The sequence below is a fragment of the Metabacillus sp. KJ11-3 genome, assembly GCF_055808295.1.
This window is the reverse complement of the sequence record NZ_CM147865.1, coordinates 801,207-825,340: the sequence shown is the minus strand read 5'-3', so window position 1 is coordinate 825,340 and position 24,134 is coordinate 801,207. Positions and strand designations below refer to the sequence as shown.

Here is a 24,134-nt window from a genome sequence, read left to right as displayed (position 1 = left end):
CTTTCTATAGCAAATTCAAATGTATAAGAAAAGAAGGCTGTGTTGACAACCTTCTTTTACAGATCCTTTTGAATTTCTCTTACGATATGTCCTAACTCAGGTAAAATGAGCTTTTCCATTGCTAGTTTGACAGCCCCTGAAGATCCCGGCATTGCAAATACCGCTGTATCCATGGACACTCCAGCAATTGCTCTACTTAATATAGCGGCAGATCCTATATCATCTCGATAGCTCAGCATTCTAAAAATCTCACCAAAGCCAGAAATTTCTTTTTCAATCAATGATTCGACAGCCTCAATTGTCACATCCCTTTTGGCGATACCTGTTCCGCCATTTGTTAGGACAACATCAACTTCTTGTGCTTCACACCCCTTTAAAATAGCTCTTCGAATAAGTGTTTTTTCATCATGGACTATTTCATAATCCATCACCATATGTCCTTGATCTTCTAAAAAACGCTTTATGAGCTGACCACTTTTGTCACTATCTTTATCTCTTGTATCACTAACTGTTATTACTTTACATCTAACTTGATCAGGAGCTTCCTGCTTATGTTCAAACGTACTCATACTTTCCTCCAATACTTTATTGTCTTGTTTCAGTTATTAATCTGTATTGATAAAATTTATTGGCAAATTCAGTAATTTGCCGTGTAGCATGATAATTACTGGTTGCGCCTACCATCATACTCACAACCGGTATACCGGCAACTAATTTACGTTTAAACAATGATACAACCGAAAGCTTTGCGATTTGCTTTAATAAAAATTCTACACTTTTCACATCCGCTAAGTCCTCATTGCCTGAATAAAAATAGCCCATACGATCTTCTAAATCAATTTCTCCTATTAACTCTTTCCATTGACTATACTGTAGATGATTTGGCATTAATGCAGCATGGTAAACCTTTAGAGATGTCATCATTTCATAAGGATTATTAATCTCATATCCATAACACATTGAGATCATTTGAATAGAGCGTAAATTCAATATTGTCTGCAAAGGAAGATCAGCACCAATCAGGAGGACTCCTCCAGTTCCTGTCATACCTCCTTGTAAAAATGAATATAGACGGTGCTTGGAAGTTTGTAAATCCGCTAAATAATGAAGTTGGTCAACAGAGAGAAAGTGCAAATCACTAATTTCTATTATGTTTTCATTTATAGCTCTTGCGGATAAGATGATTTGTTTCTTCGCATCCTGCTGGATAAAAGAGTTTTGTATAACAGAATGTAAATTAAACAGACTTGCATCTACTTTTTCATAAAATACCTTCTTCATTCGATCTGGAATTTCATCCATTTTCCGGTCCAACCATCGGCTAAAAGTACGCTGAAAATCTGTTCGGTTATCATTTTGCAATTCATGTTCCCACGCTTTTATTTCCTCTAAAATTTCCTTTTCACGTTCTAATTCATTCATCCACATGCCTCCTTATTCAAAAGCATAAAAGGTATTTTTTAGTGAATTAATTAGTTTTATCATAACATAAATCAGCTTTGTCATAGAAATGCCATTGTTCATTTCCAATTATGAAGATTTTGTTACAGACTCTCTATATTCGACAAGAAAAACAAGGAACAAAACCTGACAATCAACTAGAAAGAGCTGTTGTTCTATCTTATCATGTTCTCAAGTTATCATTTGAAAGGAGTGTTTTGTTATGAAGAAACAATTTATCTTTACCATCGGATCTGATGAAATTGTGATAAAAGCAAACGGGATGATTGATGCCATCACTCAAGTGAAAAAAGTCATTGTAGAAAGAGGAAACGAGAACAATAAACTAAAATTTGTAGGTGTAAAGTATTAATGGGCAAAAGAAAAGAATTTACGATCTTTTATTTTTATAAATGGGCATGTGTTGGAACAATTTTTCCATAAAACATTTGCCCTTTTTTATTATAAAAAAGACAACCTTTACGGTTGCCTTTAATCACGATTATTGAGCTAATCTTACTACATCACGTGCAATCATAACTTCTTCATTCGTAGGAATAACTAATACTTTTACAGGAGAATGAGGGTAGCTAATATATGCTTCTTCCCCATGAACCATATTTAGAGCAGGATCCCAATAAATACCCATGAACTCTAAGCCTTTTAGTACACGTGCACGAATATCATGACTGTTCTCACCAATTCCTGCCGTAAAGATAATCGCATCAACACCTGACATTCTTGCAGCATAAGATCCAATGTATTTATGAATTCTGCTAGCAAATACTTCTAAAGCTGTTTTCGCTCTTTCATTACCTTCTTCAGCCGCTTTGTGAATGTCACGCAAATCACTTGATAAACCTGAAATACCTAAAATACCACTTTTCTTATTTAAGATATCCAGTACTTCATCAGCCGATTTATTTGTTTTTTCCATGATGAATGGGATTAACGCAGGATCGATATTCCCTGAACGTGTTCCCATTGCAACACCTGCAAGTGGTGTAAAGCCCATAGAAGTATCAATTGATTTACCACCTTCAATAGCTGCAATACTTGCCCCATTACCAAGATGGCATGAGATTAAACGAAGATGCTCAATTGGTCTACCTAAGATTTCAGCAGCACGTTCGGATACATATTTATGTGAAGTACCATGGAAACCGTATTTACGGATACCGTATTTTTCGTAATATTCATAAGGTAAGCTATATAGGAATGATTGTTCCGGCATTGTTTGATGGAAAGCTGTGTCAAATACAGCTACTGCACATACATTTGGTAATACTTCTTTAAATGCTTTAATTCCAACAACATTTGCAGGATTATGAAGTGGTGCTAAATCAGATAACTCCTCAATCTTTTGAAGTGTTTCATCTGTGATTAAAGCAGAGTCATTAAACACTTCACCACCATGTACAACACGGTGACCGATCCCATCAATTTCATCTAAGGATTTTATAATTCCCAAATCAGTTAATTTGGATAATAAAATTTTAACAGCAACAGCATGATCAGGAATGTCTGTTACCTCTGTTTGTTTTTCATCATTAACTGAAATGCTAAAAACAGAGTCGTTGATACCAATTCTTTCCACTAACCCTTTTGTTAAAACTTTTTCACTTGGCATGTCAAATAGTTGGAATTTTAGTGACGAACTACCAGCATTGATTGCGATAATTTTACCCATCTAGTTTCGCTCCTTTTCATTTTAAACAACTGTCGTCAACAACAAGAAAAATATGTAAAACGATCAGTAAATTACAAAAATCATTTTAAAGTGATTCATGTTAGAATTATTCCGAAAAATTGTACCTCTAGTCTTTTTTCTAAACATTCTTATTCTCTACAAAATGTCTCTGATTATTATCTGCCTTTTCCATTTAAACACTGCCTTTTCGACATTTCAAGGACTTGATAAAATTGCAATCGGTTACAGACAAAATTTGTATTATTCAATTAATTTGGCTGGTAAATTAAGTGGTGGTACTGTTTCTATAGGAAGAAAAAGTATACGGTTTCTTTCACTTAAAAAAGAGACTCATTCAACATGAGCCTCATTTTTTATCTTTATTATCCTTAAACCACTGATCCATCTGCTTCATGATTGAATTCATTGCATCTACATTCGAAAACTTTGGCAGTTCTGCAAGAAGTGCTTGTTTAGGCATTTTTGCTTCAGGACCTTTTTTCTGTAGAATTAAGATGCTTTTACCATGTCTCTCATCTTTAAATAAAGATAATGGCAATTTAATAAACCCTAGAATAATAGCTGTTTCTTTTAAGTACTTATTTAATTTAGGGGCTTCCTTTGTTTCAAACAAAGAATTTGGAACAATAAAGAAAAGATACCCGTCCTCTTTAATATGATCTATGCTTTGTTCAATAAATAAATGATGGGAATACGAATGTCCTTCATCCGCCTTTAATTCGTATCTGCTCGCCTCTAGATCATTTGGATAATAACCGACAGGCAGATCACAAACTACTACATCTACAGGATCAATTAATAATCTTTCTAAACTGTCCTGATTATAAAAGTGTGTTGGATGCTCTTGGAGATTTGCATTGATATAGGCTAATCTAATAAGTAAATCATCCACTTCAACACCATAGCTATTTGTATTCTCTATTGCTACATAATTCAAGATCGTTGTTAGTAAATTACCTGTTCCAACAGCAGGATCTAAAATGGAGAGAACGTTTCTTTCTCCAATGAATTTACTTACTAAGTATCCTAAAAACAATCCTATTGTATCAGGGGTCATTTGATGATTTGGCTGAGCCCCTTCTTTTAAGCCCTTTAAAATAGCCAATTGATATGCCTTGCGAAGTTCTTCTTTATCAAAGGTAGGTAAAGAAACCGAATCATATTTTCTCTCCAGGCTCTTTACTGTTACTTCACTAAGGTTCTCTTGAAGTATTGTTCCTTGGAATAAATTTTCCCCTGTTTCAGCCAATGCTTCTATGTAACTAATTTGACATTCAGCAGCAAGTAAATCTGCTGTTTCATTTATAACCGTAAACAAATTTTCGATTTTCGATAGTGTTTTCATTCATTTACTCCTCCTAGCCTTTTCCCTCTTACCATTCTAGACATACTTCATATTTTAGTCAAAATAAATGAAAACAAACCTTTATGTACAAAGTACAAAAGCGCAATCACCTTGGTCAGCTTCTGGAATAGGACGCAAATGAATTGGAAACGTTCTTTGTCTTCAATTCATTTACGACTAGAGAGGCAGTCTAAAATCGCGTTGTGTCAATCCCCCACAACTGCACTTACACGTCCTGTGCGATCTAAAGTTAAACGCTAGAGCTGGACACCACACGAAGTACAAAATTTTGTACTTTCTTAACCTATAACAAAAGGACTGCCCAAAATAATGGACAGTCCTTTTGTTATAGGTTATTGAGCTGTTTTTGCTGCTTCGATTGCTGCTTCATAGTTAGGATGATTCGTTGCCTCACTTACATATTCAACATACGTTACTTTATCGTTTGAATCTACTACAAAGACCGCACGAGCAAGTAAACGTAATTCCTTGATAAGGACACCGTATGCTTCACCAAAAGATGCATCACGGTGGTCTGATAAGGTTTGAACATTTTCAAGCCCGTTTGATGCACACCATCTCTTTTGTGCAAATGGTAAGTCCATACTGATTGTTAAAACTTCTACATTTGAAAGATTAGATGCATCTTCGTTAAAACGACGAGTTTGTGCATCACAAACACCAGTATCAATAGATGGTACAACTGAGATAATCCGCACTTTCCCCTTTGAATTCGCTAATGTAACAGGAGATAAATCATTTGATAATACAGTAAAATCTGGTGCTTGATCGCCTACATTTACTTCATTTCCAATTAATGTTACAGGGTTGTTTTTAAACGTAATTGAAGCCATACCGAAATTCCTCCCTTAAAATTATGTACAGAGTAAATATATCCTAGCTTTCCATATTTATCAATAAATATGATTATCTCTTCATATTCTTTCAGAAAAATAACTGCCTACAGGTAGGCAGTTAAAAATCTAAATCTTGCTTGTTCGTTGAACCAGTATTTTCTAATGGATCACTCTTTGATGACTCATTATCTTTATTCTTCTTAAAGACACCTTGAATCTTTTCAACTGCTTGGGGAGCAGCTTCTAGTATTTTCTCATATAAATGAGTACTTTCATCTAGATGAAGCATTTTCACGCCATTAGATGATACAATTAAAAAGGCAATTGGAGTAATAGAAACTCCTCCTCCACTTCCTCCACCAAACGGAAGCTTAGGACCATTTTGCCCATTACTTCCTTCTGTACTTGTTGAATTAAATTCACTACCACCGGCAGCAAATCCAAATCCTACTTTTGAAACAGTCAGTATAACACTACCATCTGGTGTTTCGACTGGATCGCCTACGATCGTATTAACATCAATCATTTGCTTAAGGTTTTCCATCGCGGTTTTCATTAATCCTTGAATTGGATGATCACTCATATTATGTATCCTCCTTTAGAAATAACTAAACGGTCTTGTTCATATACTTTCCGGGAATGGTCGTCTATTCTTAATTTACAAAAAATGAAAATGGCTTACTTTTTAAGTGAGGACGACCTCCCCGCCAATATTTTATGAACTGAATACCTGCGAAAATAGCTTGCCCGATTCTAAACTGAATCATACATCTGAGTTTTGTCCTAGAGCAAAAAATATTAAAAGCTGGTGATATCGTCATGACAGGGGCTGTCTGCAATTTCATATAGCTACTGATTAGTCCTACAACACCACCTTTAATAGACCAAGCAACCCCGGTAATCATACCGGTATGTGCAGCATCTCCTATTCCTATCTGTGAGTGCCACTCGAATTCCTTCACTTTTATTTTCTTTAAAAAACGACGAACGATTTTATGTAACCCTATAATATGTTGAAGTATTTCTTTTACATCATGTAAAGCACGCACTTCTTCTTCTGGTGTTATTTTATTTTCAGTTTCCTTTACTTTACGATCGGACTCTTCAGTCCCGGGCTTTTGTTCTTTCTTTATAATTAGATTTGATTCATCATCAATTTTTACAAGAGGAATATTAATTGTATATCGAATGTAACGCCAAGCACGTAGTTTGATTTTCAAATGATCATCATCACCTATATGCTGAAGATCAAATATAATCGTTATTTTTGTGATGAAGATAAGAAAAAGAATAAAGAATAATATCATAAGAATTATTATGATCCAAAACAAATTCATCACATCCTTTCAATTTCTCATTATCACCTCTATAAAAACAAAATAAACCTGCTATTTAATATAGCAGGTTCTAAGAACAACATAATTGTATTTTCTATATTTCAGAAGGACTAGTATTATAAATTGTTTCCTCTTTTACTGCTTTTGAAAAAACTTTTTCATGAATAACTAGTGTGTCTGCAAAAATGTCATGTAATGTTTGTTTTTTCGGCGTAAAGGCTGCAATTAGGAAGCCGATCCATATCATTTTAGATATATACCTTCCAACTAATTCTCTAAATATAATCGTACTCCAGTTTAGGCTTGTATCATCATTCGATACGACCCTTAATCCAAAGATCATTTTACCTAAAGTCTGATTCAGAAACTTTGTCATAAAGACAAAATAGGCAAAATAGGTAATAGCTGTTGCAATGGAAACTGGAGAGAAGATAAATGAGTCGCTTGTATCTAAGCCAATAAAACTGAATAAGGGATATATGATAATGCGATTTACGCTTCCTATTACAAGTAAATCTACTAGATATGCCCAAAAACGAATCCAAAACCCAGCAAGCATGTTTGGATAATGAACGATTGATTTCTTATCTACAGGCATCTGTTCAACAGATTCATTTTGCTCTGGACCTTCAAATGTACTGTCCACGTTTTAGTCCCCCTTATTCAGAATATAAATACATCAATCTAGGCGAATTTGAATTTGATAAAAGCTGAATTAGAGTTGATAACTCTGCGTCTTCTTTAAATATTTTGCTTGCACTCATAGAAAGGAAGCTTCCAAACCCTAATGCTGATCCATATTCAACGACCTTGGCATCTTTCAACTTCAAGTCCTTTTTCATTGCCGCAACAGTATCGTCAAAATAACCTAATTCATCAACTAAATTAATTTCCTTTGCTTGTCTTCCATCATAGATCCGTCCATCTGCAACCTTCCGAACTTCATCTTCGGATAATGGTCGGCCTTGTGTAATAACGTCTACAAATCCGTCATATGCGTTGTTTACCATCGTTTGTAATATTTTTCTCTCTTCTTCAGTCATGTCGCGTGTAGGTGAGAAAATATCTTTGTATGGGCCGCTTTTAATGGTTTCAAATTTCACACCATACTTTTCAGCTAGCTCTCCATAGTTAACAGATTGCATAATAACGCCAAGCGAGCCAGTTAATGTATCTGGTGCTGCAAAGATTTTATCTCCTGCAGTTGAAATATAATAACCACCTGAAGCTGCTTGTGTCCCCATAGAAACGTAAATCGGTTTTTTACTGGACTCTTTTAATTCTAAGAGTTTTTTATGTATTTCAGCACTTTCAACGACTCCACCGCCTGGTGAATTCACACGTAATATAATCCCTTTAATTGCATCGTCTTCACCTGCTGCTTCAACCATATCCAGGAATGTTTGATGTTGATAACCAGCAGTGCTAAAGAAAGATGTAACATCTTCACCTGTATCTTGAATAACTCCGTTAACATTCAGCACCAGGATTTTGTTGAATTCAGAGCCTTCCTCAATTACTTCTTCGGAGAATTCTGATCCGCTCGCAAAAGCCTCTGAGAACATTTCACTTTGATTTAAAAACATCATTGTTGAACTTATAATGATGGAAAATACAAATAAAACTCCAGCTATAGCAATTGCTCCCCACCGTTTACCATTCATCTTTTTTCTACCTCCCTAATTTTCGCTAGAATTTCAATAGGCTTTATTCTAGCAGAATTAAACATTTAATCGTGCAAAAGTGGTAAACTAAACAACATAAAGTATTGTACCATCTTCCAGGAAAAAAGTGGAGGAATACATATATAAGGAGGATTCACTATGTCAGACCGTCGAAATGTTTATTTTTATTACAAAAAAGATGAAAGCACGATTGAGAAAATTCAATCATTGATCACTTTCGCAAGGGAAAGAGATTTTAAAGTAGTAGAAGACCATAAAATTGCAAACATCATTGTCAGTATTGGCGGGGACGGTGCCTTTCTTCAAGCTGTAAGAAAAACAAATTTCAGAGCAGATTGTTTATATGTAGGAATTGGCGTGGATGATACATTAAGTCTATATTGTGATTTCCATCTTGATGATCGGGAGAAAATGCTTCAAGCAATGAATGAATCTCAAATTGAAGTTAGAAGATATCCTGTTTTAGAAGTGAAAATTGACAATAATACTACATTCAAATGTTTAAATGAATGCTCCATCCGTTCTAGTATTATTAAAACGTTTGTTATTGATGTCTTTATAGATGATCTTCACTTCGAAACATTTAGAGGTGACGGGATGCTAATCTCTACACCAACCGGAAGTACTGCATATAACAAATCAGTAAATGGAGCAGTTGTTGATCCTATGCTACCATGCTTACAGGTAAGTGAACTAGCATCTTTAAATAATAATTTATACCGTACCTTAGGTTCTTCTTTTATTTTGAGTGATAAACGAAAATTAACTCTTAAAGTTGTTCAGGATGGAAACGATTACCCAGTGATCGGTATTGATAACGAAGCACTTAGTATTCGTCATGTGCAGCAGCTTGAATATAGTCTAAGTGAGCTCCCGATTAAAACAGTTAAGTTGAAGGATAACTCATTCTGGGAAAAAGTAAAAAGAACGTTTTTGTAAGTAGACTTTGAAGAAGGGGCCAGTTTTCACTGTCCCCTTTTATACATTATGTCACCATCAACTACTGTCATGACAACATTTGTATTTAGTAATTCTTCCGCATCTATCGTAAAAATATCCTGATCAAAAACGGTGAAATCAGCAACATAACCCGGTTTGATCATCCCTTGTTTACTTTTATGAACAGCATAGGCACTGCCCTTTGTATATAATTCTACCGCTTCATATACACTAAGCTTTTGCTCTGGCATATAGGATTTCCCCGATTTTTCGTAATCGCTTGTCCTTTTCATTGCAGCGTAAATTCCGAGTATCGGATCCACTGGCTCAATTGGGGCATCAGAACCTCCTGCGCAAGGAATTCCTATGTCTATGAGAGTTTTCCATGCATAACAAGATTTCAAATTCTCTTCACCAATCCGATCTATCACCCAGGGAAAATCACTCCCAACAAAACGAGGCTGAATATCAAGTATAATAGGTAGTGATTTGGCCTTTTCGATTAATTCCTCTCTTAAAATTTGAGCATGAATTAGACGATCATGTTGTCTATCACCAGGCGGATGCTTTTCAATTAAGTCGAGAATCCATTCAAAAGCTAAATCACCAATTGCATGTACTGCAACTTCCATCTTATATCTTCTTGCTTTTTTAATTAATTCCTCTAGTTCTTCTTTTGTATGAATAGCCACCCCTGAAGTTGTTGGATCATCTTTATAAGGGAAGCTTAATAAGGCTGTTCTGCCCCCTAATGCACCATCCGCAAAAATTTTCATCGCTCCAAATTCTATAAACGGACCATTCTCTCTTTTTCTAAGGTGAAATTCATCAACTACTTGATGATGAACTAATAAATGACTTCGAAACTTCAGTCCTTTTTCCACAACATTTTCGTATGCTTTTAAAGTATTTTCCAAACTACCATAATAAGAAAGATCTTCAGTATGGCCACCAACCAAACCTTTTTTATAACAATCTTTTATTGATATTTCTAGTGCATATTGAATTTCATCCAACGTTGGAAAGGGAGAAATAGATAATAGCATATCCTGAGCTTTATCCAGTAAATAACCTGTTGGATGATTGTCATCACCTCTAACAATAACTCCCCCGGCAGGATCAATTGTTTCCTTGGAAATATTCGCAAGTTGTAATGCTTTTGAATTGGCAATTAGCGCATGACGGCATATTCGTTTTAGCAGAACAGGATGATTTGGTGATACTTTATCCAGTTCTGTTCTATGAAGAATCTTACTATCCTCTAATTGATTTTCATTCCACCCTTCACCAATGATCCAACTGCCTTTAGGAACTTCCCTTGCTCTTTGCTTTATCATATCAAGCATTTCAGCGGAACTCTTTATTTTTGAAAAATCCAATCTTAACAGCTTTTCCCCGTGTCCAATTAAATGCATATGGCTATCAACTAATCCTGGTATCATCGTATTACCTTGCAGATTATGTTCTTTTGCAATTTCTTTATGATATTTCGCCCTGAGAAATTCAGGATTTCCAGTGGCTACAATTTGACCTCCACTGGTCAAAACAGCTTGTACAGTATTCCCTTCGTTCACCAGCGTATAAATTCTTCCTCCATACCACAATATACCCACTATCCATCCCTCCAAAGTCATAATCTTTTCAATAATAGTAGCACAGAACAAACCATATCAAAAAAACCGAGAATAGCTCTCGGTTTTAATTTTTTTGTTATCCTTGTTTTAGTTGCAGCTCCCGTTCTCTTAAAACAACCCTGCGAATTTTACCGGAAGTTGTTTTCGGTAAATCCTCGACAAATTCTATTTCACGAGGATATTTATATGGGGCTGTTAGAGTCTTGACATGATCCTGCAGGGTTTTAATTATTCCCTTTTTTTCTGATAAGGTTGGATTTCTTAACACAACATAAGCTTTAACTATATTCCCTCTTACTTCATCAGGACTAGCAACAACTGCACATTCCTTTACATACGGATGCTTGACAAGCGCATCTTCCACTTCAAATGGTCCAATCGTGTATCCTGAACTAATAATAATATCGTCACTTCTGCCTTCAAACCAGAAGTATCCGTCTTCATCCATTTTTGCACGATCTCCTGTTACATAATAGTCCCCTCTAAATTGCATCGTTGTTCGTTCAAAGTCTTTATAGTACTCCTTAAATAGTGCGGGGGTATCACGATGTACAGCAATATCACCAACTTCTCCAACTCTACAAATATTGCTTTCATCGTCAATAATTTTCACATCATTTCCAGGCGTTGGTTTTCCCATAGAACCTGGTTTTATTTCCATTCCTTTCATTACACCAACTAATAATGTGTTTTCTGTTTGCCCATAACCGTCTCTAACTTGTACATTGAAATATTTCTCAAATGTCTCAATTACTTCACGATTTAACGGCTCCCCTGCAGAAACGGCACTATGTAAAGTAGAAAGCGAATAATTCTCAAGGTTCTCAACCTTTGCCATTAATCGATATTCAGTTGGAGTACAACATAAAACATTAACATTATAGTTATCAAGGAGTTGGAGATATTTTTCCGGATTAAATTTACCATGGTAAATTAAACCTGTTGCCCCACTCCCAAGTACTGATAGAAAGGGACTCCACACCCACTTCTGCCAACCAGGTCCTGCCGTTGCCCAAACTACATCTTCCTCTTTAATACTTAGCCAGTTTTTAGCAGCAGTCCTTAAATGTGCAAAAGCCCAGCCATGTGTATGGACAACTCCTTTAGGATTTCCTGTAGTTCCTGAAGTATAGGAGATAAATGCCATACTCGAGGATTCTGTTTTCACCATTTCCATATCTGTACTTTGCGTGTTTAATAGTTGTTCTAAAGAAATCCATTCCTGCTCAGATCCATGAATGACAAACTTTTTAATTGAATCATATTCTTTTATATCTTTAAATTCACCTGTAAATAAACCATAGCTTACAATAGCTTTTATATCACCATGTGTTATACGATATTGTAAATCCTTTGTACGTAACATTTCAGAACTTGGAATAACGACTAATCCTGCCTTTAAGGCTCCTAAATAAACAGCATATGCATCAATAACTCTAGGGATCACTACAAGAACTTTATCTCCTTGCTTTAGCCCTTCGTTAATGAAAGCGTTTCCAATCTGATTTACTCTTTTCATAAGTGAACTATAGGTAATCTCACTTGTCTCACCTGATTCATTTTCCCATTTTAGAGCTACCTTTGTAACATCTTTAGAATACTTTTCTATTTCTTCTACTAAATTATAAATGGGTGGTGCAAGAAGCTCTTCTCTTACCATACTTCCCCCTCCTTCTTGGATCATACATATATATTATACCTAATATATAAAACTTTTTAAATCTTATGAAAGAAAAGCACTCTACTATATATACAATCCTAGTATTTGCAATATGCAAAAAACAGACCTTTGAGGGTCTGTTTTTAAATATTAACTTTGTTCATTTGCCTGTTTCGCGTTTTTTGGCTCATTTCTTCTTTTTCTTTGTTGTTTTCTACTTTTTTCTAATCTTTGTTGTTGCTCTCTTTCACCGTCTTCTGCGATGTTTTCACGGTCATCTCTTGTCATAGTATGTACCTCCCTTTACTCATTTCCGATGGAGTTGGACAATTGAACATGAAAAGAGTGAGGTTACCCCCACCCTTAGTAGCCATGTTTATTCTATTATTATTTTTGGAAAGAACCGCTCATTTGTTGTTGAGCAAAAGATACTAAACGTTTTGTGATTTCACCACCAACAGAACCGTTAGCACGTGAAGTTGTTTCAGCTCCTAAGTTAACACCAAATTCAGTAGCGATTTCGTACTTCATTTGGTCGATAGCTTGTTGAGCTCCAGCAACTACTAATTGGTTTGAGTTGTTTGATCTGTTTGATGCCATGTGTATCACCTCCTTGTGAGTATAGAATGTGTAAATACACATGGCTTCATTCATCTTTTTTTGGTAATTCTTCACAAAATTTTTTTTGTTTTCCATGCCCATCTAGATAGTTGCAAATTTAAAATAAATCTTCAAATTCATCTTTTTTATTTTCTGTTATAGTTAAAGTATTAACATTATTCACAGCTTCTGTGACAAGCTCTTCAAAGTCAACAAAACTTTCAAATCTCGATACTTTATCAACTTTCGGTTTTGTTTTTGGATTCGCTGGAGTAAAAATCGTACAGCAGTCCTCATATGGTCTTATTGAAATATCATGTGTATGAATTTCTTTGGCAATTTCAATGATTTCTGTTTTGTCCATTGTAATAAGCGGCCTTAAAATTGGTGTACTCGTCACATCATTAATCGCAACCATGCTCTCAAGGGTTTGACTTGCTACCTGCCCTAGACTTTCACCTGTTATAAGCGCTAACGCTTGCTGCTTTTGTCTGAGTTGATCAGCAATCTTCATCATCATTCTACGAGTAGATGTCATTGTATAATTTTCCGGAACTTGTTCCTGAATTTTTTCTTGAATCTTTGTAAAAGGAACGATATGAAGTTTTATTTTCCCACCATATGCTGTTAATTCTTTTGTTAAATCCATTACCTTTTGTTTCGCACGTTCACTTGTATACGGAGGACTGAAAAAATGAACAACTTCCAATTCTACACCTCTTTTTAATGACAAGAAGCCTGCAACCGGACTATCAATTCCACCTGATAATAAGAGAATAGCCTTCCCGCCTGAGCCAACCGGCAGTCCACCAGCACCTTTGAAATCATAGCAAGTAATATAAGTAGCCTCAGCACGAACTTCCACTCGGACATTTATATCCGGTTTTTTTACATCTACCGTTAAATTTTCAGTATGAATTAATATGTGACTTCCAATTTGATAATTAAGTTCATTGGTATCTAATGGAAATTGCTTATCAGCTCTTTTAGCCGTTACTTTAAACGTGTCATTCGATTTATATAAACTTTTCACAGCTTTTAACGCCATTTCTTTTATATCTGCAATTTCACTTTTACATTTAATAGCTAAACTAAACGATTGAATACCAAAAACAAGTTTAAGCTTCTCCACAATTTCTTCATGCTTCTCATTATTCAAATGAATATATAATCGATCTCTTGTACCTTCATAGGTTAAGTTAGGAAATTGATTGAGAACTTCTTTTATATTTTTTTCAAACGATCAACAAACTTCTTTCTATTTCTTCCCTTAGTAGATATTTCCCCAAACCGAATTAATATGTGATCAAATTCCATTTTTCTACCTCATAACTTTCGTTAGTTTTTCTATCCCTTTTGTAAGTGTTGTCACAAAAGGATCAATAATGGCTTCATTGTGATCAAGTGATAAACTAATCCTAATCGCTGATTTAGCAATGTCTTCGTTCTTATTCATCGAAAGCAATGCCTGACTTACCTTTTTATTTCTTGATGAACAAGCTGATGTTGTTGATACAAATATATTGTTCTCTCCGAAAAAATGGATGAGAACTTCTGATTTTAATGCCGGTACTGAAAAATTCAAAATATGCGGTGCATAAAATTCCTCAGGAGTATTTACTTTAACACCATCTATTTTTGTTAATTCAGATCTTAATTTCTTATGTGTTTCAAATAGACATTCAATCTGTCGGTTTGCTTTCTCCATAGACATTCTTAATGCTTTTGTCATCGATACAATTCCAGCTAAGCTTTCAGTACCTGATCTTAATTGTAGCTCTTGTGCCCCTCCAGAAAATAGGGGAACTAATTGGATCCCTTTTCGCACAAATAAAGCACCAGTACCATTTAGGCTATGAAATTTATGTCCTGAAATCGTACATAAATCAATGCCGGCTCCATAAAAATTCAAGGGTACCTTTGTTACACCTTGAACATAGTCAACATGGAAAATAGCATTTGAGTATTGCTTAATCATCTTTCCAATCTGTTCAATTGGTTGAATCATTCCTATTTCATTATGTACATGCATAACAGAAACAAGAATCGTATTTTCCTGTAAAGCTTCTTTCAACTCATCAACAGATACTCGTCCATTTTCATCTACCTCTAAATATGTTACATGAAAACCATGAATGGCTTCTAATTGTTTAAACGCTTCTAAAACAGATGGATGTTCGATAACAGATGTTATTAAATGGTTGCCCTTATGCTTATATGCGAATGCTGCACCCTTTATTGCTAGATTATTTCCCTCAGTCCCGCCTGAAGTAAAGATGATCTCTTCGTCCGAAACATTTAATAATCCTGCAACTTGTTTTCTTGATTGAACCAATAAAGCTTCAGCTTTACTCCCTAACTTATGGATTGAAGAAGGATTGGCAAAATAATCTTCTGTCACTTTCATGTAAGTTGAAAGAACATCTTTATAAGGTTTTGTTGTTGCACTGTTGTCTAGATACAACATGTTATTTCCTCCATAGCTATCTTTTATCAATGTGTAATCATATCATAATAGAGTGTGAAAGAAAAATAAATATGTGAAAAAACAGCAATGATCAAGAAGAGGGGCACCCTGCATTCTTTACATTCCTGTTTTAACATCCACCATTATTTTTTCACTAAAACATTTTCTTCTTGTTCGTTTATTATATTCTGTAATTTACTGATTGAGCCAGGTTCAACTTGCTCAATTGCAGCTCCTGCAGTATCTAATGCTTCTTTATATAGATGTTCTCTAAATAATTTCTCCGCTTCGATGAATTTGTTCGCTAATTGTGGTTGACGGCTACGGTATCTATTGCCATATTGAATGATCTGTTCAAATAAGTAGACCTGCTCAATTAATTCATCCGCAAATGCCTTAAGGGAATCAACAGATTCAACGGCACTCTTAAGTAACTCATTAACCATCAACATATTAAGAGGTATTTCTTCTAGTTTCATTGTTGCTTTTTGAACATCTCTTTTTCCTAGTTCAATTAGCTTTAAAAATTCTTCAGGTAGTCCGGGAATATTACTTTGCTGAACAGACCTGGTTGTTTCTAAAAGCAATTTTTTCAATGAAACTAGTTTCTCTCGTGCTTCAAGCTCATCTCTTCTAAGTGTTTGAAGCATTTCGCGATATTGGTTGTGCTCATCGAATAGTTCTGAGATCTGCTTTTGAATTTTTTCAAGTTCTTCTTTAACGATAGAATGAGCAACTTGATCTTCTAACAGATTTTGCTGGATTTGGACAAATTTCTTTTCTACCTGTGTAATGCGTTTTTCTAGTAGCTTCTGTTTATCAAGCTCAGTTTCCGATAATTGATAGCTTTGCTTAACAAGATTCGTTTCTTCAATTGTCGAAAGCTTCTGCTCAGATAGCTTAATTAATTTCGTGTTAATTTGATCTTTTGTTTGTTTAACGAACTGATTTGCCTCAACCTCTTTTTCAAGTAAATCGTACATTTGGTCTATTGATTCCTGGATAAGCTGAAGCCCTTCCTGCACATCATCTAGTTCTGCTTCCTCTATTTTCCCTTTGAACTGTTTCAAGTTTGTAGTAATTTTGTCAAGTTCCATATCTAGCTGAATATGTTCTAAGTAATACCCTGCTTCCTTCATCTCTTTGTAACCGTCATTTAGTTCATTAACTAAACTAGGAATCGTAACTGTACATTCTGTTAATAATTTTGGGATCTCATCCATTTTATATTGAAGGACATCAAGTTGTTGTTTCAAATTGATCAAAACCTGTCTTGCTAACAGATAATTTCCTTGTTCGGTCTCATGATCAAATTCTTTAAGAGAATCCGTAATTGAAGTTAGATTCTCATCTAATTTCCGGTGTGCTTTACCGAACTGTCGACTATGGGCCAATAAGGTTTTTTTGACTTTTTTATACAGCTCCTTAACCTCTTCTCCTTCAACAGCATTCTTTTCCTCACTAGTTACTAATTCATTAATTTCCTCAATGATTTTGTCAATGTTTTCGTTCACAGTCATTAACATATTATCAATATGCTGAAGGACATTTTGTGACTTTTTAAAGCGGTATTTATCCGCAAATTCTTCCGCATCAAACAATAGTTCTTCAATCTTGGGAAGTTGGCTGGTGATAATCTCATCCCATTCACTTCTCCACTGTTCGAACAACTCTTCAGCTTGTCCGGTCATTTTTAATTCTTTAACTTTTGACAGTTCATCAATAATGGAACGATTCATGACTTCAATCTTACGCGCCTCTAATCGATCAACTTCTTTATAGATCTTTCTTCTAAACATGTATCCGGAACCCGATAAAATACATATCAGAAGGACTAGTCCAATTAAAACCTCCATAGTTAGCCCCCTCGTTACTACACAAATCCTTGTTAAGGAGAAGAATCTTTCTCCATGATGTGAAAAACATCGAATTTATATTTTTATGTGTTATGATTTCAATTTTAAAAGTTCACACAATAACAAAGTTAGTATGATTTTGATTTTCATCTTATAATTGAAACTTTCTTAATGTTATTTCAATGTATTTATGATACCATGTAAACGACATTTTTTGACCAGAAATTTAAATTTTTTTACATTATTTGTCCGCTTCAATTAAATGGCCATTTAGAACCTGGAAAAAGGGTCAAATTCTTAATCCAAACGATTGGGAGGGGGATGTAAGTGATGAGGAAAAAGGATGGGCATGTTCATACACCTTTTTGTCCACATGGAACGAAAGACACTCTTGAAATGTATATTGCACAAGCTGTTAAAGAAGGATTTACAGATTTAACATTTACAGAACACGCTCCGCTTCCAAAGGGTTTTATAGATCCAACGCCGATGAAAGACAGTGCAATGGACTACAATAAGATGGAAGATTATATTCAAAGTGTTCAAGAGATGAAAGAAAAGCATAAAAATGATATTCGCATTCATATCGGCTTGGAAGTTGACTATATTCAAGACTATGAACAAGAAATAACCGATTTTCTTAACGAATATGGTAAATTTCTAGATGATAGTATCTTATCTGTACATTTTTTAAAGATTAAGGACCGATACTATTGCATGGACTTTGACGAAAAAACGTTCGGGTTAATGATTAATGAGGCAGGATCGTTATATGATGTGCATCATATTTATTATAATGAAGTGTTAGAATCTATTAATAGCCAATTAGGCGACTATAAGCCAAAGCGAATTGGTCATATTACATTAGTTAATAAATTCCAAAAGCTTTACCCTGTAACGTTTTCAACGTTAAGGATGATTGAGACGATACTGGCATCTATAAAGGAGAAAAGCCTTGAACTGGATTATAACGTTGCCGGATTAAGAAAAGAATATTGTGGAGAAACCTATCCAAATTCGGATATCATTTATTTAGCTCAAAAACAAAAAATCCCTCTCATCTATGGATCAGATGCCCATAGTGCTAGGGACGTTGGAAAGAACTATACACATTATGATCTTTTAAGGAATCGCTACTAACCGATTTTCTCTTGTCGTTTGCTCTGTTAACAAGGAATGAAACCAAATTTTCAATTCCTTGTAATACTGATGGACGAAATACGCTTCATGTGATTGAATATGAAGGACCTCACTCATGTATTGGGGCTGTAAATACGGCATATGCAAAAGACTTCTTAGCTGGATAATCATATGTGGGACAAAACCTTTTCGAAACTGTCCTTCCTCGATCCCTTGTTCGAATAATGATTTGAGATAATACTTTTCTTTTGTTAAATAAGTCGTCATTACTTCACGGATGAGAACGGAGTCTACCGTTACTTCCCTATAGACCAATCGTGAAAGCTGGCGATTTTCATGCTGGTAGTAGAGCAAATCAAGAGTCAATTTACTTAAAACTGAATAGGCATGACCAAACTTAATTTGGGTGCAGTTTTCTTCAATTACTTTTAAGTATCCTTCATAATAATATGACACTAAGTATTCTAGTAAACCACCCTTTCCTTTAAAATAATATGAGATATGTGCAACATTCACATTTGCTCTGGAAGCAATCTCTCTAACAGAAGTTCCCGTAAATCCTTTCGAGTTAAAAAGGTAGATTGCTGCATTTACTATTTTTTGTTTTGTATCTCGTGTATTTTCTTGAGTCAAATTTCACACCCCCTATACCTTATGTTACAAATTCAATTTATAGGGGAGTTACTCCTTCATGTTTTTCTCGACAAAGTTTTCTCTGTAGCAAAAAAATAAGCAAAAGGTGGGAAATAAAGATGTTTCATGTCGAAAAATACCAAGGCAATAAATCTGAACAATCAGCCTTAGTTATAAAACAACTAAAAGCATTAGTAGAAGGGGAAGAAGATATCATTGCAAACCTATCTAATGCGTCTGCTCTCCTAAATCAATTTTTAGAGGATATCAACTGGGTAGGCTTCTATTTATTGAAAGAAGATCAGCTTGTCTTAGGGCCATTCCAAGGACTTCCTGCATGTGTAAGAATCCCGATTGGAAGAGGTGTTTGTGGTACTGCTGCAGAAAAAAAGAAACATTAAGAATTGCAGACGTTCATCAATTTCCAGGACATATTGCATGTGATGCTGCTTCTAATTCGGAAATCGTTGTACCTCTTGTTTCAGATGGCAAAGTGATCGGTGTCCTTGATATCGATAGCCCATCAAAAAATCGTTTTAATGAACAGGACCAAGCATTTTTAGAAGAGTTTGTTGATGTTTTAATGGAACATGTTTAATAGATAATAGTATAAAAGGTGAGCTACCATCAGCTCACCTGAACTATCACTTGATTTTTCCCTAAATTCTTTGCAGCATATAAAGCTTTATCTGCCCGCCTGAACAATTCATCATAATTCCTTTCATGCTCTGCCTTCCAATGTGACACCCCACATGAGATTGTTACAGTCGGTAAAGTGTTTTCCTTTACTCTTTTTACAATTCTTTCTGCAATAGCTATACCTGCATCAAGCTCTACATGTGGTAAATAGATGGCCAATTCTTCTCCACCCCATCTCGCTCCAATATCATGATCCCTAATATTGTTTTTTAGTATATTTGCAACTTGAACGAGAACTTCATCACCAATCTGGTGTCCATAATTGTCATTTATCGCCTTAAAATTATCGATATCAATTAATACAAATGTACCTTGCCGATCTACATTCATTGAATTTTCAATGCAAGAATTCATATAATTACGTGAATATAATTGTGTTAATTGATCAGTTTTCACTAATGTCTCAAGCTCTTCTCTTAATAAAGAATTTGATAATGCCAGTGTAGAATGGTGTATTAGTGATTGAAGCAATTTGTACATATCAAAAGAAAAATGATAAGGGTTTTTGTGAAGAACTAAAGCACATCCTTTAAGTACATCACTTTGAACCATTGGAACGGCCATAACAGAAGAATAAGGCAAACCAGGAAGATGTGACGTAATGTCTCCCAAAAACAATCCTTCTAAATCTTTTTCAAGCTTCTCTTGAATATAATTAATATAAACTTTTACTTCTTCTGACTCAAAATAGCTAGTGCTCCCTGGAAAAACATGAATGTCATTGTTATTTTTAGTAAAGAACCCGACCTCATCCGCTTGAAATGACTCCAAGATTCGCATAGACATATAGCTCATCGTATCAGTTAATCTTAGATTTTTATTTAACCTGTGTGATGTTTCATTTATTAATTGCAAATCTTTAATTAGTCTCTTTGATTGATCATATAGCTGTGCATTTTCCATCGCAGTTCCTGCAGCATTTGTTAGCAGTGTAATGAAATGCCTATCTTGTTCATCTAAATTTAATGCAAAATGGATGACTACCTGCAGAACCCCGTATACACCTTGTTTTCCATTTAAAGGTGAATAAAAGAACATGTCTTTGGACTGTTCATGAATAATAGACTGAGCTTTTCCGGTAACAAAAGCTTCCATTGCCATTTCATCATCATGATCATCAAAACTTAAATTTTTTATTGGTAAATGGTGTTTATTTTCATTATCATGAGATAGAAACAAATAGAACGTATACTCCTGATACATCTTTTGTAATGTTTCTATCAATGCAACTAAGACATCATCTTTATTCATAAGAGAATGGAACTTCTCAGTTAAATAATATAGTTTTTCATACTTTTGTTCCTTTTCTCTTAACTGAAATGTGTGTATGTAATAGGTATAAAATTCTGAACATGCTTTTGCAACTTCATGTAAATCAACAGACATATTGCTGTCAAATTCCCTAAGTTCTATGACTCCACACATATCCTCATCACTATATATTGGAAGCAACACGTCTTTTTGATTCCAAATAGCTTGTTCTGGCTTAAAATTGTGTAGGATCATTTGAAACGGGAAGGAATTCATATGCGGCGAAAATGAATAAAAAGCAACATGGCCAGTAGCAAGCTCTTTTTTTAAAACTTTAACAAGCTCATTATTTAAGTCAATAACTGAACAATAATCATTACATTTATTTATTAAATCAAAAAAAGCACCTTTAATCGCTTGAACTTGATTATTCATGAAATCACCCACACCAGTAAGTTACAAAATTTGATAATTCATTATATCATAAAACTTTCCTATTTATAGTAGACGATATGTTTTTATTTATGAGTGTGCTCTTTATTGCATATTTTTTTGTAAAGGTTCTTGACTTTATACATACAAAACCATATAATGTTCGTTGTGTATAAAATATGCAGCCTATTGATGTAGCAGTTTTGATTTCATTTTATTCCCCTTTATTATAAGGAGGTGTATCGAGTAACTCTATGCTGCTGGAGCGAGGATACATGAAAATAAAATGTGCATGATTGTCAATCAGTTTGGTTTTTATTTTATGCAAAATAAAAACATAAAGGAGGAGTTAGCATGGCTCGTTATACAGGCTCAAGCTGGAAACTCTCTCGTCGTTTAGGTATTTCATTAAGTGGTACAGGTAAAGAATTAGAAAAGCGTCCATATGCTCCAGGACAACACGGTCCAGGACAACGCAAAAAAATCTCTGAATACGGATTACAATTACAAGAGAAGCAAAAGCTTCGTCACATGTATGGTGTAAATGAGCGCCAATTCCGTAACTTATTTGATAAAGCTGGTAAAATGGCTGGTATTCATGGTGAGAACTTCATGATTCTTCTTGATTCTCGTCTTGATAACGTAGTATACCGTTTAGGTTTAGCTCGTACTCGCCGTCAAGCTCGTCAATTAGTTAACCACGGTCATATCATGGTAGATGGCGGACGTGTAGATATCCCATCTTACCAATTAAAACCTGGTCAAACAATCACTTTACGTGAAAAATCTCGTAACCTTGACATCGTTAAGGAATCTATTGAAGCAAACAACTTCGTACCTGACTACCTAACTTTCGACGCTGATAAATTAGAAGGTACTTTCACTCGCTTACCTGAGCGTTCTGAATTACCTGCTGAAATTAACGAAGCTCTTATCGTTGAGTTCTACTCTCGTTAATAGTAAAAAAACCTATGTCCCCGGGCATAGGTTTTTTTGTTCTTATTTATGAAAAGGGAGAAACCCAATAACAGATTCTTTAGTAGAATCATTATTGAGTTCCCCCTAATAAATGTTATTTTACGTAACGAATTAGGAAATACTTCTTCTTTCCTCTGCGGATGACTGTGAACTTTCCTTCAATCTTATCTTCGTTTGTGATTACTTTTGTTAAATCTTGTTCACGATCTCCATTAATATAAATTGCTCCATTTGTAATATCTTCACGAGCTTGACGTTTTGACGGAGATATTTTTGCTTGAATTAGTAAATCGATTAAGCCCATCTCGCCTTCTTCTATTTCAGTAGTAGGAACATCTTTAAATCCTTCTAAAATCTCACCTGCAGTTAATTGTTTAATATCACCGCTAAATAAGGCAGCAGAAATTTTTATTGCCTGTTGAAGTGCTTCTTCACCATGTACAAGCTTTGTCACCTCTTCTGCAAGTGCTTTTTGAGCAGAACGTTTTTCCGGTGCTGTTGCAACCTCATTTTCGAGCTCCAAGATTTCTTCATGAGTCAAGAAAGTGAAGTATTTTAAGTATTTCATTACATCACGATCATCTGTATTGATCCAGAATTGGTAGAATTCATATGGAGATGTTTTTTCAGCATCTAACCAGATAGCTCCACCTTCTGTTTTTCCAAACTTTGTCCCATCAGCCTTTGTAACAAGAGGAATTGTTAATCCATATGCTTTAGAATCTTCTTCAGATTTACGAATTAGTTCCAAACCTGCCGTAATATTTCCCCATTGGTCACTTCCACCGATTTGTAATTTACAATCATTGTTTTGGTATAAATTTAAGAAATCATATGATTGTAAAATCATGTAACTAAATTCTGTAAAAGAAATACCTGTTTCAATTCGCGTTTGAACAGAATCTTTTGCAAGCATGTAATTGATCCCAAAGTTTTTACCAACATCTCGTAAAAATGAAATAACATCCAACTTTCCAATCCAATCAAAATTGTTCACGATAATGGCAGGGTTTTTCTCATTCTCAAAATCAAGAAATCTCGATAACTGTCCTTTAATCCGGTTAGACCAATCTTGTACGATATCAGCTGTATTAAGAGTACGCTCAGCTTTTTTTCCACTTGGGTCTCCAATTAATCCCGTAGCACCACCAACAAGTCCAATTGGATGATGACCATTTAATTGAAAGCGGCGCAAAGTTAACACAGGTAACAAATGCCCAATGTGAAGACTGTCTGCAGTAGGGTCAAAACCTGAGTAAAGCTTTATATCTCCTTCTTCTAAGACTTTCGCTAAGCCTTCTTCATCTGTTACTTGATTCACTAAACCTCTAAACTTTAAATCATTTAATAATTCGCTCATTGTTTTACTCCTTTTTATAATATTCTATTTTCAGCAAAGAAAACACGAAAAAGCCCCTTCATCTCTGAAGGGGCGAAATAATCCGCGGTACCACCCAACTTAGAATTACT

The 24,134-nt window shown here is 34.9% G+C and carries 24 protein-coding genes, 1 pseudogene and 1 other annotated feature (1 of these 26 only partly in view); of the genes and pseudogenes, 6 read left to right on the top strand and 19 right to left on the bottom strand.

Going from position 1 to position 24,134, the window contains the following annotated elements; genetic code table 11:
• Positions 1–56: 56 nt before the first annotated feature.
• A complete protein-coding gene (locus AC0L8O_RS04260; protein WP_473446736.1) occupies positions 57–569 on the bottom strand; it encodes a MogA/MoaB family molybdenum cofactor biosynthesis protein in 513 nt (170 codons plus the stop codon).
• A gap of 16 nt (positions 570–585) precedes the next feature.
• Entirely contained in the window at positions 586–1,422 is an 837-nt protein-coding gene (locus tag AC0L8O_RS04255) for an EcsC family protein (RefSeq protein ID WP_473446735.1), read from the bottom strand.
• A 241-nt stretch (positions 1,423–1,663) separates the two neighbouring features.
• On the opposite strand from AC0L8O_RS04255, the gene AC0L8O_RS04250 reads away from it, so the two are divergent.
• The gene (locus AC0L8O_RS04250; protein ID WP_473446734.1) at positions 1,664–1,813 is read left to right on the top strand and encodes a hypothetical protein; all 150 of its coding nucleotides are present in this window, start codon (positions 1,664–1,666) and stop codon (positions 1,811–1,813) included.
• A 129-nt stretch (positions 1,814–1,942) separates the two neighbouring features.
• Here the strand turns inward: AC0L8O_RS04250 and AC0L8O_RS04245 are convergent, their stop codons facing one another.
• The 7 genes from AC0L8O_RS04245 to sppA all read right to left on the bottom strand — a co-directional run bounded on the left by AC0L8O_RS04245 (position 1,943) and on the right by sppA (position 8,354).
• Entirely contained in the window at positions 1,943–3,130 is a 1,188-nt protein-coding gene (locus tag AC0L8O_RS04245; protein WP_473446733.1) for an acetate kinase, read from the bottom strand.
• Positions 3,131–3,497: 367 nt separating this feature from the next.
• The gene (locus tag AC0L8O_RS04240; protein WP_473446732.1) at positions 3,498–4,496 is read right to left on the bottom strand and encodes a class I SAM-dependent methyltransferase; all 999 of its coding nucleotides are present in this window, start codon (positions 4,494–4,496) and stop codon (positions 3,498–3,500) included.
• Between the two features lie 353 nt (positions 4,497–4,849).
• Positions 4,850–5,350, bottom strand: coding sequence for a thiol peroxidase (gene tpx / locus AC0L8O_RS04235; RefSeq protein ID WP_473446731.1), 501 nt, complete (start codon positions 5,348–5,350; stop codon positions 4,850–4,852).
• A 121-nt stretch (positions 5,351–5,471) separates the two neighbouring features.
• Positions 5,472–5,936 carry a GerW family sporulation protein gene (gene ytfJ, locus AC0L8O_RS04230; protein WP_473446730.1) on the bottom strand — a complete coding sequence of 155 codons (465 nt, stop codon included), beginning with the start codon at positions 5,934–5,936 and terminating at the stop codon, positions 5,472–5,474.
• A 70-nt stretch (positions 5,937–6,006) separates the two neighbouring features.
• Positions 6,007–6,684, bottom strand: coding sequence for a DUF2953 domain-containing protein (locus tag AC0L8O_RS04225; RefSeq protein ID WP_473446729.1), 678 nt, complete (start codon positions 6,682–6,684; stop codon positions 6,007–6,009).
• A gap of 100 nt (positions 6,685–6,784) precedes the next feature.
• Positions 6,785–7,336: an RDD family protein gene (locus AC0L8O_RS04220; protein WP_473446728.1), complete on the bottom strand. Its 552-nt coding sequence runs from the start codon at positions 7,334–7,336 to the stop codon at positions 6,785–6,787.
• Between the two features lie 13 nt (positions 7,337–7,349).
• Complete coding sequence (sppA, locus tag AC0L8O_RS04215) at positions 7,350–8,354, bottom strand: signal peptide peptidase SppA (protein ID WP_473446727.1); 1,005 nt, start codon at positions 8,352–8,354, stop codon at positions 7,350–7,352.
• Between the two features lie 159 nt (positions 8,355–8,513).
• Here sppA and AC0L8O_RS04210 point away from each other — a divergent pair, with 159 nt between their 5' ends.
• Positions 8,514–9,314: an NAD kinase gene (locus tag AC0L8O_RS04210; protein WP_473446726.1), complete on the top strand. Its 801-nt coding sequence runs from the start codon at positions 8,514–8,516 to the stop codon at positions 9,312–9,314.
• Between the two features lie 26 nt (positions 9,315–9,340).
• Here the strand turns inward: AC0L8O_RS04210 and AC0L8O_RS04205 are convergent, their stop codons facing one another.
• From AC0L8O_RS04205 to ezrA, 7 genes and pseudogenes are all read right to left on the bottom strand, one after another.
• A complete protein-coding gene (locus AC0L8O_RS04205) occupies positions 9,341–10,927 on the bottom strand; it encodes an amidohydrolase (protein WP_473446724.1) in 1,587 nt (528 codons plus the stop codon).
• Between the two features lie 97 nt (positions 10,928–11,024).
• Entirely contained in the window at positions 11,025–12,608 is a 1,584-nt protein-coding gene (mbcS, locus tag AC0L8O_RS04200; RefSeq protein WP_473446723.1) for an acyl-CoA synthetase MbcS, read from the bottom strand.
• A gap of 150 nt (positions 12,609–12,758) precedes the next feature.
• Complete coding sequence (locus tag AC0L8O_RS04195) at positions 12,759–12,896, bottom strand: hypothetical protein (RefSeq protein WP_156931967.1); 138 nt, start codon at positions 12,894–12,896, stop codon at positions 12,759–12,761.
• Between the two features lie 99 nt (positions 12,897–12,995).
• Complete coding sequence (locus tag AC0L8O_RS04190; protein WP_473446722.1) at positions 12,996–13,208, bottom strand: small, acid-soluble spore protein, alpha/beta type; 213 nt, start codon at positions 13,206–13,208, stop codon at positions 12,996–12,998.
• Between the two features lie 118 nt (positions 13,209–13,326).
• Positions 13,327–14,525, bottom strand: a pseudogene (thiI, locus tag AC0L8O_RS04185) (tRNA uracil 4-sulfurtransferase ThiI).
• A gap of 4 nt (positions 14,526–14,529) precedes the next feature.
• The gene (locus AC0L8O_RS04180) at positions 14,530–15,675 is read right to left on the bottom strand and encodes a cysteine desulfurase family protein (RefSeq protein WP_473446721.1); all 1,146 of its coding nucleotides are present in this window, start codon (positions 15,673–15,675) and stop codon (positions 14,530–14,532) included.
• 143 nt (positions 15,676–15,818) lie between these two features.
• On the bottom strand, positions 15,819–17,531 hold the full coding sequence (gene ezrA / locus AC0L8O_RS04175) for a septation ring formation regulator EzrA (protein WP_473446720.1): 1,713 nt from the start codon (positions 17,529–17,531) through the stop codon (positions 15,819–15,821).
• Between the two features lie 330 nt (positions 17,532–17,861).
• Here ezrA and hisJ point away from each other — a divergent pair, with 330 nt between their 5' ends.
• Positions 17,862–18,671, top strand: coding sequence for a histidinol-phosphatase HisJ (gene hisJ, locus AC0L8O_RS04170; protein WP_473448648.1), 810 nt, complete (start codon positions 17,862–17,864; stop codon positions 18,669–18,671).
• Here hisJ and refZ read toward each other — a convergent pair.
• Positions 18,654–19,304, bottom strand: coding sequence for a forespore capture DNA-binding protein RefZ (refZ, locus tag AC0L8O_RS04165; protein WP_473446719.1), 651 nt, complete (start codon positions 19,302–19,304; stop codon positions 18,654–18,656). The genes hisJ and refZ overlap by 18 nt on opposite strands.
• A 119-nt stretch (positions 19,305–19,423) precedes the next feature.
• On the opposite strand from refZ, the gene AC0L8O_RS04160 reads away from it, so the two are divergent.
• Positions 19,424–19,705 carry a GAF domain-containing protein gene (locus AC0L8O_RS04160; RefSeq protein ID WP_473446718.1) on the top strand — a complete coding sequence of 94 codons (282 nt, stop codon included), beginning with the start codon at positions 19,424–19,426 and terminating at the stop codon, positions 19,703–19,705.
• Positions 19,594–19,902, top strand: coding sequence for a GAF domain-containing protein (locus AC0L8O_RS04155; RefSeq protein WP_473448646.1), 309 nt, complete (start codon positions 19,594–19,596; stop codon positions 19,900–19,902). Before AC0L8O_RS04160 ends, AC0L8O_RS04155 begins: the two co-directional genes overlap by 112 nt.
• Positions 19,903–19,931: 29 nt before the next feature.
• Here the strand turns inward: AC0L8O_RS04155 and AC0L8O_RS04150 are convergent, their stop codons facing one another.
• Complete coding sequence (locus AC0L8O_RS04150; RefSeq protein WP_473446717.1) at positions 19,932–21,689, bottom strand: sensor domain-containing diguanylate cyclase; 1,758 nt, start codon at positions 21,687–21,689, stop codon at positions 19,932–19,934.
• A gap of 351 nt (positions 21,690–22,040) precedes the next feature.
• On the opposite strand from AC0L8O_RS04150, the gene rpsD reads away from it, so the two are divergent.
• Entirely contained in the window at positions 22,041–22,643 is a 603-nt protein-coding gene (gene rpsD, locus AC0L8O_RS04145; protein WP_473446716.1) for a 30S ribosomal protein S4, read from the top strand.
• A gap of 115 nt (positions 22,644–22,758) precedes the next feature.
• Here rpsD and tyrS read toward each other — a convergent pair whose 3' ends face one another.
• The gene (gene tyrS, locus AC0L8O_RS04140) at positions 22,759–24,024 is read right to left on the bottom strand and encodes a tyrosine--tRNA ligase (RefSeq protein WP_473446715.1); all 1,266 of its coding nucleotides are present in this window, start codon (positions 24,022–24,024) and stop codon (positions 22,759–22,761) included.
• Between the two features lie 65 nt (positions 24,025–24,089).
• Positions 24,090–24,134, bottom strand: a binding site (T-box leader) (it continues 184 nt past the right edge of the window).

Excerpts from the sequence above, each read along its gene's own strand:
- hisJ (WP_473448648.1), top strand. The coding sequence starts at position 17,862 with ATGAGGAAAAAGGATGGGCATGTTCATACACCTTTTTGTCCACATGGA.
- AC0L8O_RS04240 (WP_473446732.1), bottom strand. The coding sequence starts at position 4,496 with ATGAAAACACTATCGAAAATCGAAAATTTGTTTACGGTTATAAATGAA.
- AC0L8O_RS04260 (WP_473446736.1), bottom strand. The coding sequence starts at position 569 with ATGAGTACGTTTGAACATAAGCAGGAAGCTCCTGATCAAGTTAGATGT.
- AC0L8O_RS04160 (WP_473446718.1), top strand. The coding sequence starts at position 19,424 with ATGTTTCATGTCGAAAAATACCAAGGCAATAAATCTGAACAATCAGCC.
- AC0L8O_RS04210 (WP_473446726.1), top strand. The coding sequence starts at position 8,514 with ATGTCAGACCGTCGAAATGTTTATTTTTATTACAAAAAAGATGAAAGC.
- AC0L8O_RS04250 (WP_473446734.1), top strand. The coding sequence starts at position 1,664 with ATGAAGAAACAATTTATCTTTACCATCGGATCTGATGAAATTGTGATA.
- tpx (WP_473446731.1), bottom strand. The coding sequence starts at position 5,350 with ATGGCTTCAATTACGTTTAAAAACAACCCTGTAACATTAATTGGAAAT.
- mbcS (WP_473446723.1), bottom strand. The coding sequence starts at position 12,608 with ATGGTAAGAGAAGAGCTTCTTGCACCACCCATTTATAATTTAGTAGAA.
- AC0L8O_RS04245 (WP_473446733.1), bottom strand. The coding sequence starts at position 3,130 with ATGGGTAAAATTATCGCAATCAATGCTGGTAGTTCGTCACTAAAATTC.
- AC0L8O_RS04195 (WP_156931967.1), bottom strand. The coding sequence starts at position 12,896 with ATGACAAGAGATGACCGTGAAAACATCGCAGAAGACGGTGAAAGAGAG.
- tyrS (WP_473446715.1), bottom strand. The coding sequence starts at position 24,024 with ATGAGCGAATTATTAAATGATTTAAAGTTTAGAGGTTTAGTGAATCAA.
- sppA (WP_473446727.1), bottom strand. The coding sequence starts at position 8,354 with ATGAATGGTAAACGGTGGGGAGCAATTGCTATAGCTGGAGTTTTATTT.
- AC0L8O_RS04255 (WP_473446735.1), bottom strand. The coding sequence starts at position 1,422 with ATGAATGAATTAGAACGTGAAAAGGAAATTTTAGAGGAAATAAAAGCG.
- rpsD (WP_473446716.1), top strand. The coding sequence starts at position 22,041 with ATGGCTCGTTATACAGGCTCAAGCTGGAAACTCTCTCGTCGTTTAGGT.
- ytfJ (WP_473446730.1), bottom strand. The coding sequence starts at position 5,936 with ATGAGTGATCATCCAATTCAAGGATTAATGAAAACCGCGATGGAAAAC.
- AC0L8O_RS04180 (WP_473446721.1), bottom strand. The coding sequence starts at position 15,675 with ATGTTGTATCTAGACAACAGTGCAACAACAAAACCTTATAAAGATGTT.
- AC0L8O_RS04190 (WP_473446722.1), bottom strand. The coding sequence starts at position 13,208 with ATGGCATCAAACAGATCAAACAACTCAAACCAATTAGTAGTTGCTGGA.
- ezrA (WP_473446720.1), bottom strand. The coding sequence starts at position 17,531 with ATGGAGGTTTTAATTGGACTAGTCCTTCTGATATGTATTTTATCGGGT.
- AC0L8O_RS04150 (WP_473446717.1), bottom strand. The coding sequence starts at position 21,689 with ATGAATAATCAAGTTCAAGCGATTAAAGGTGCTTTTTTTGATTTAATA.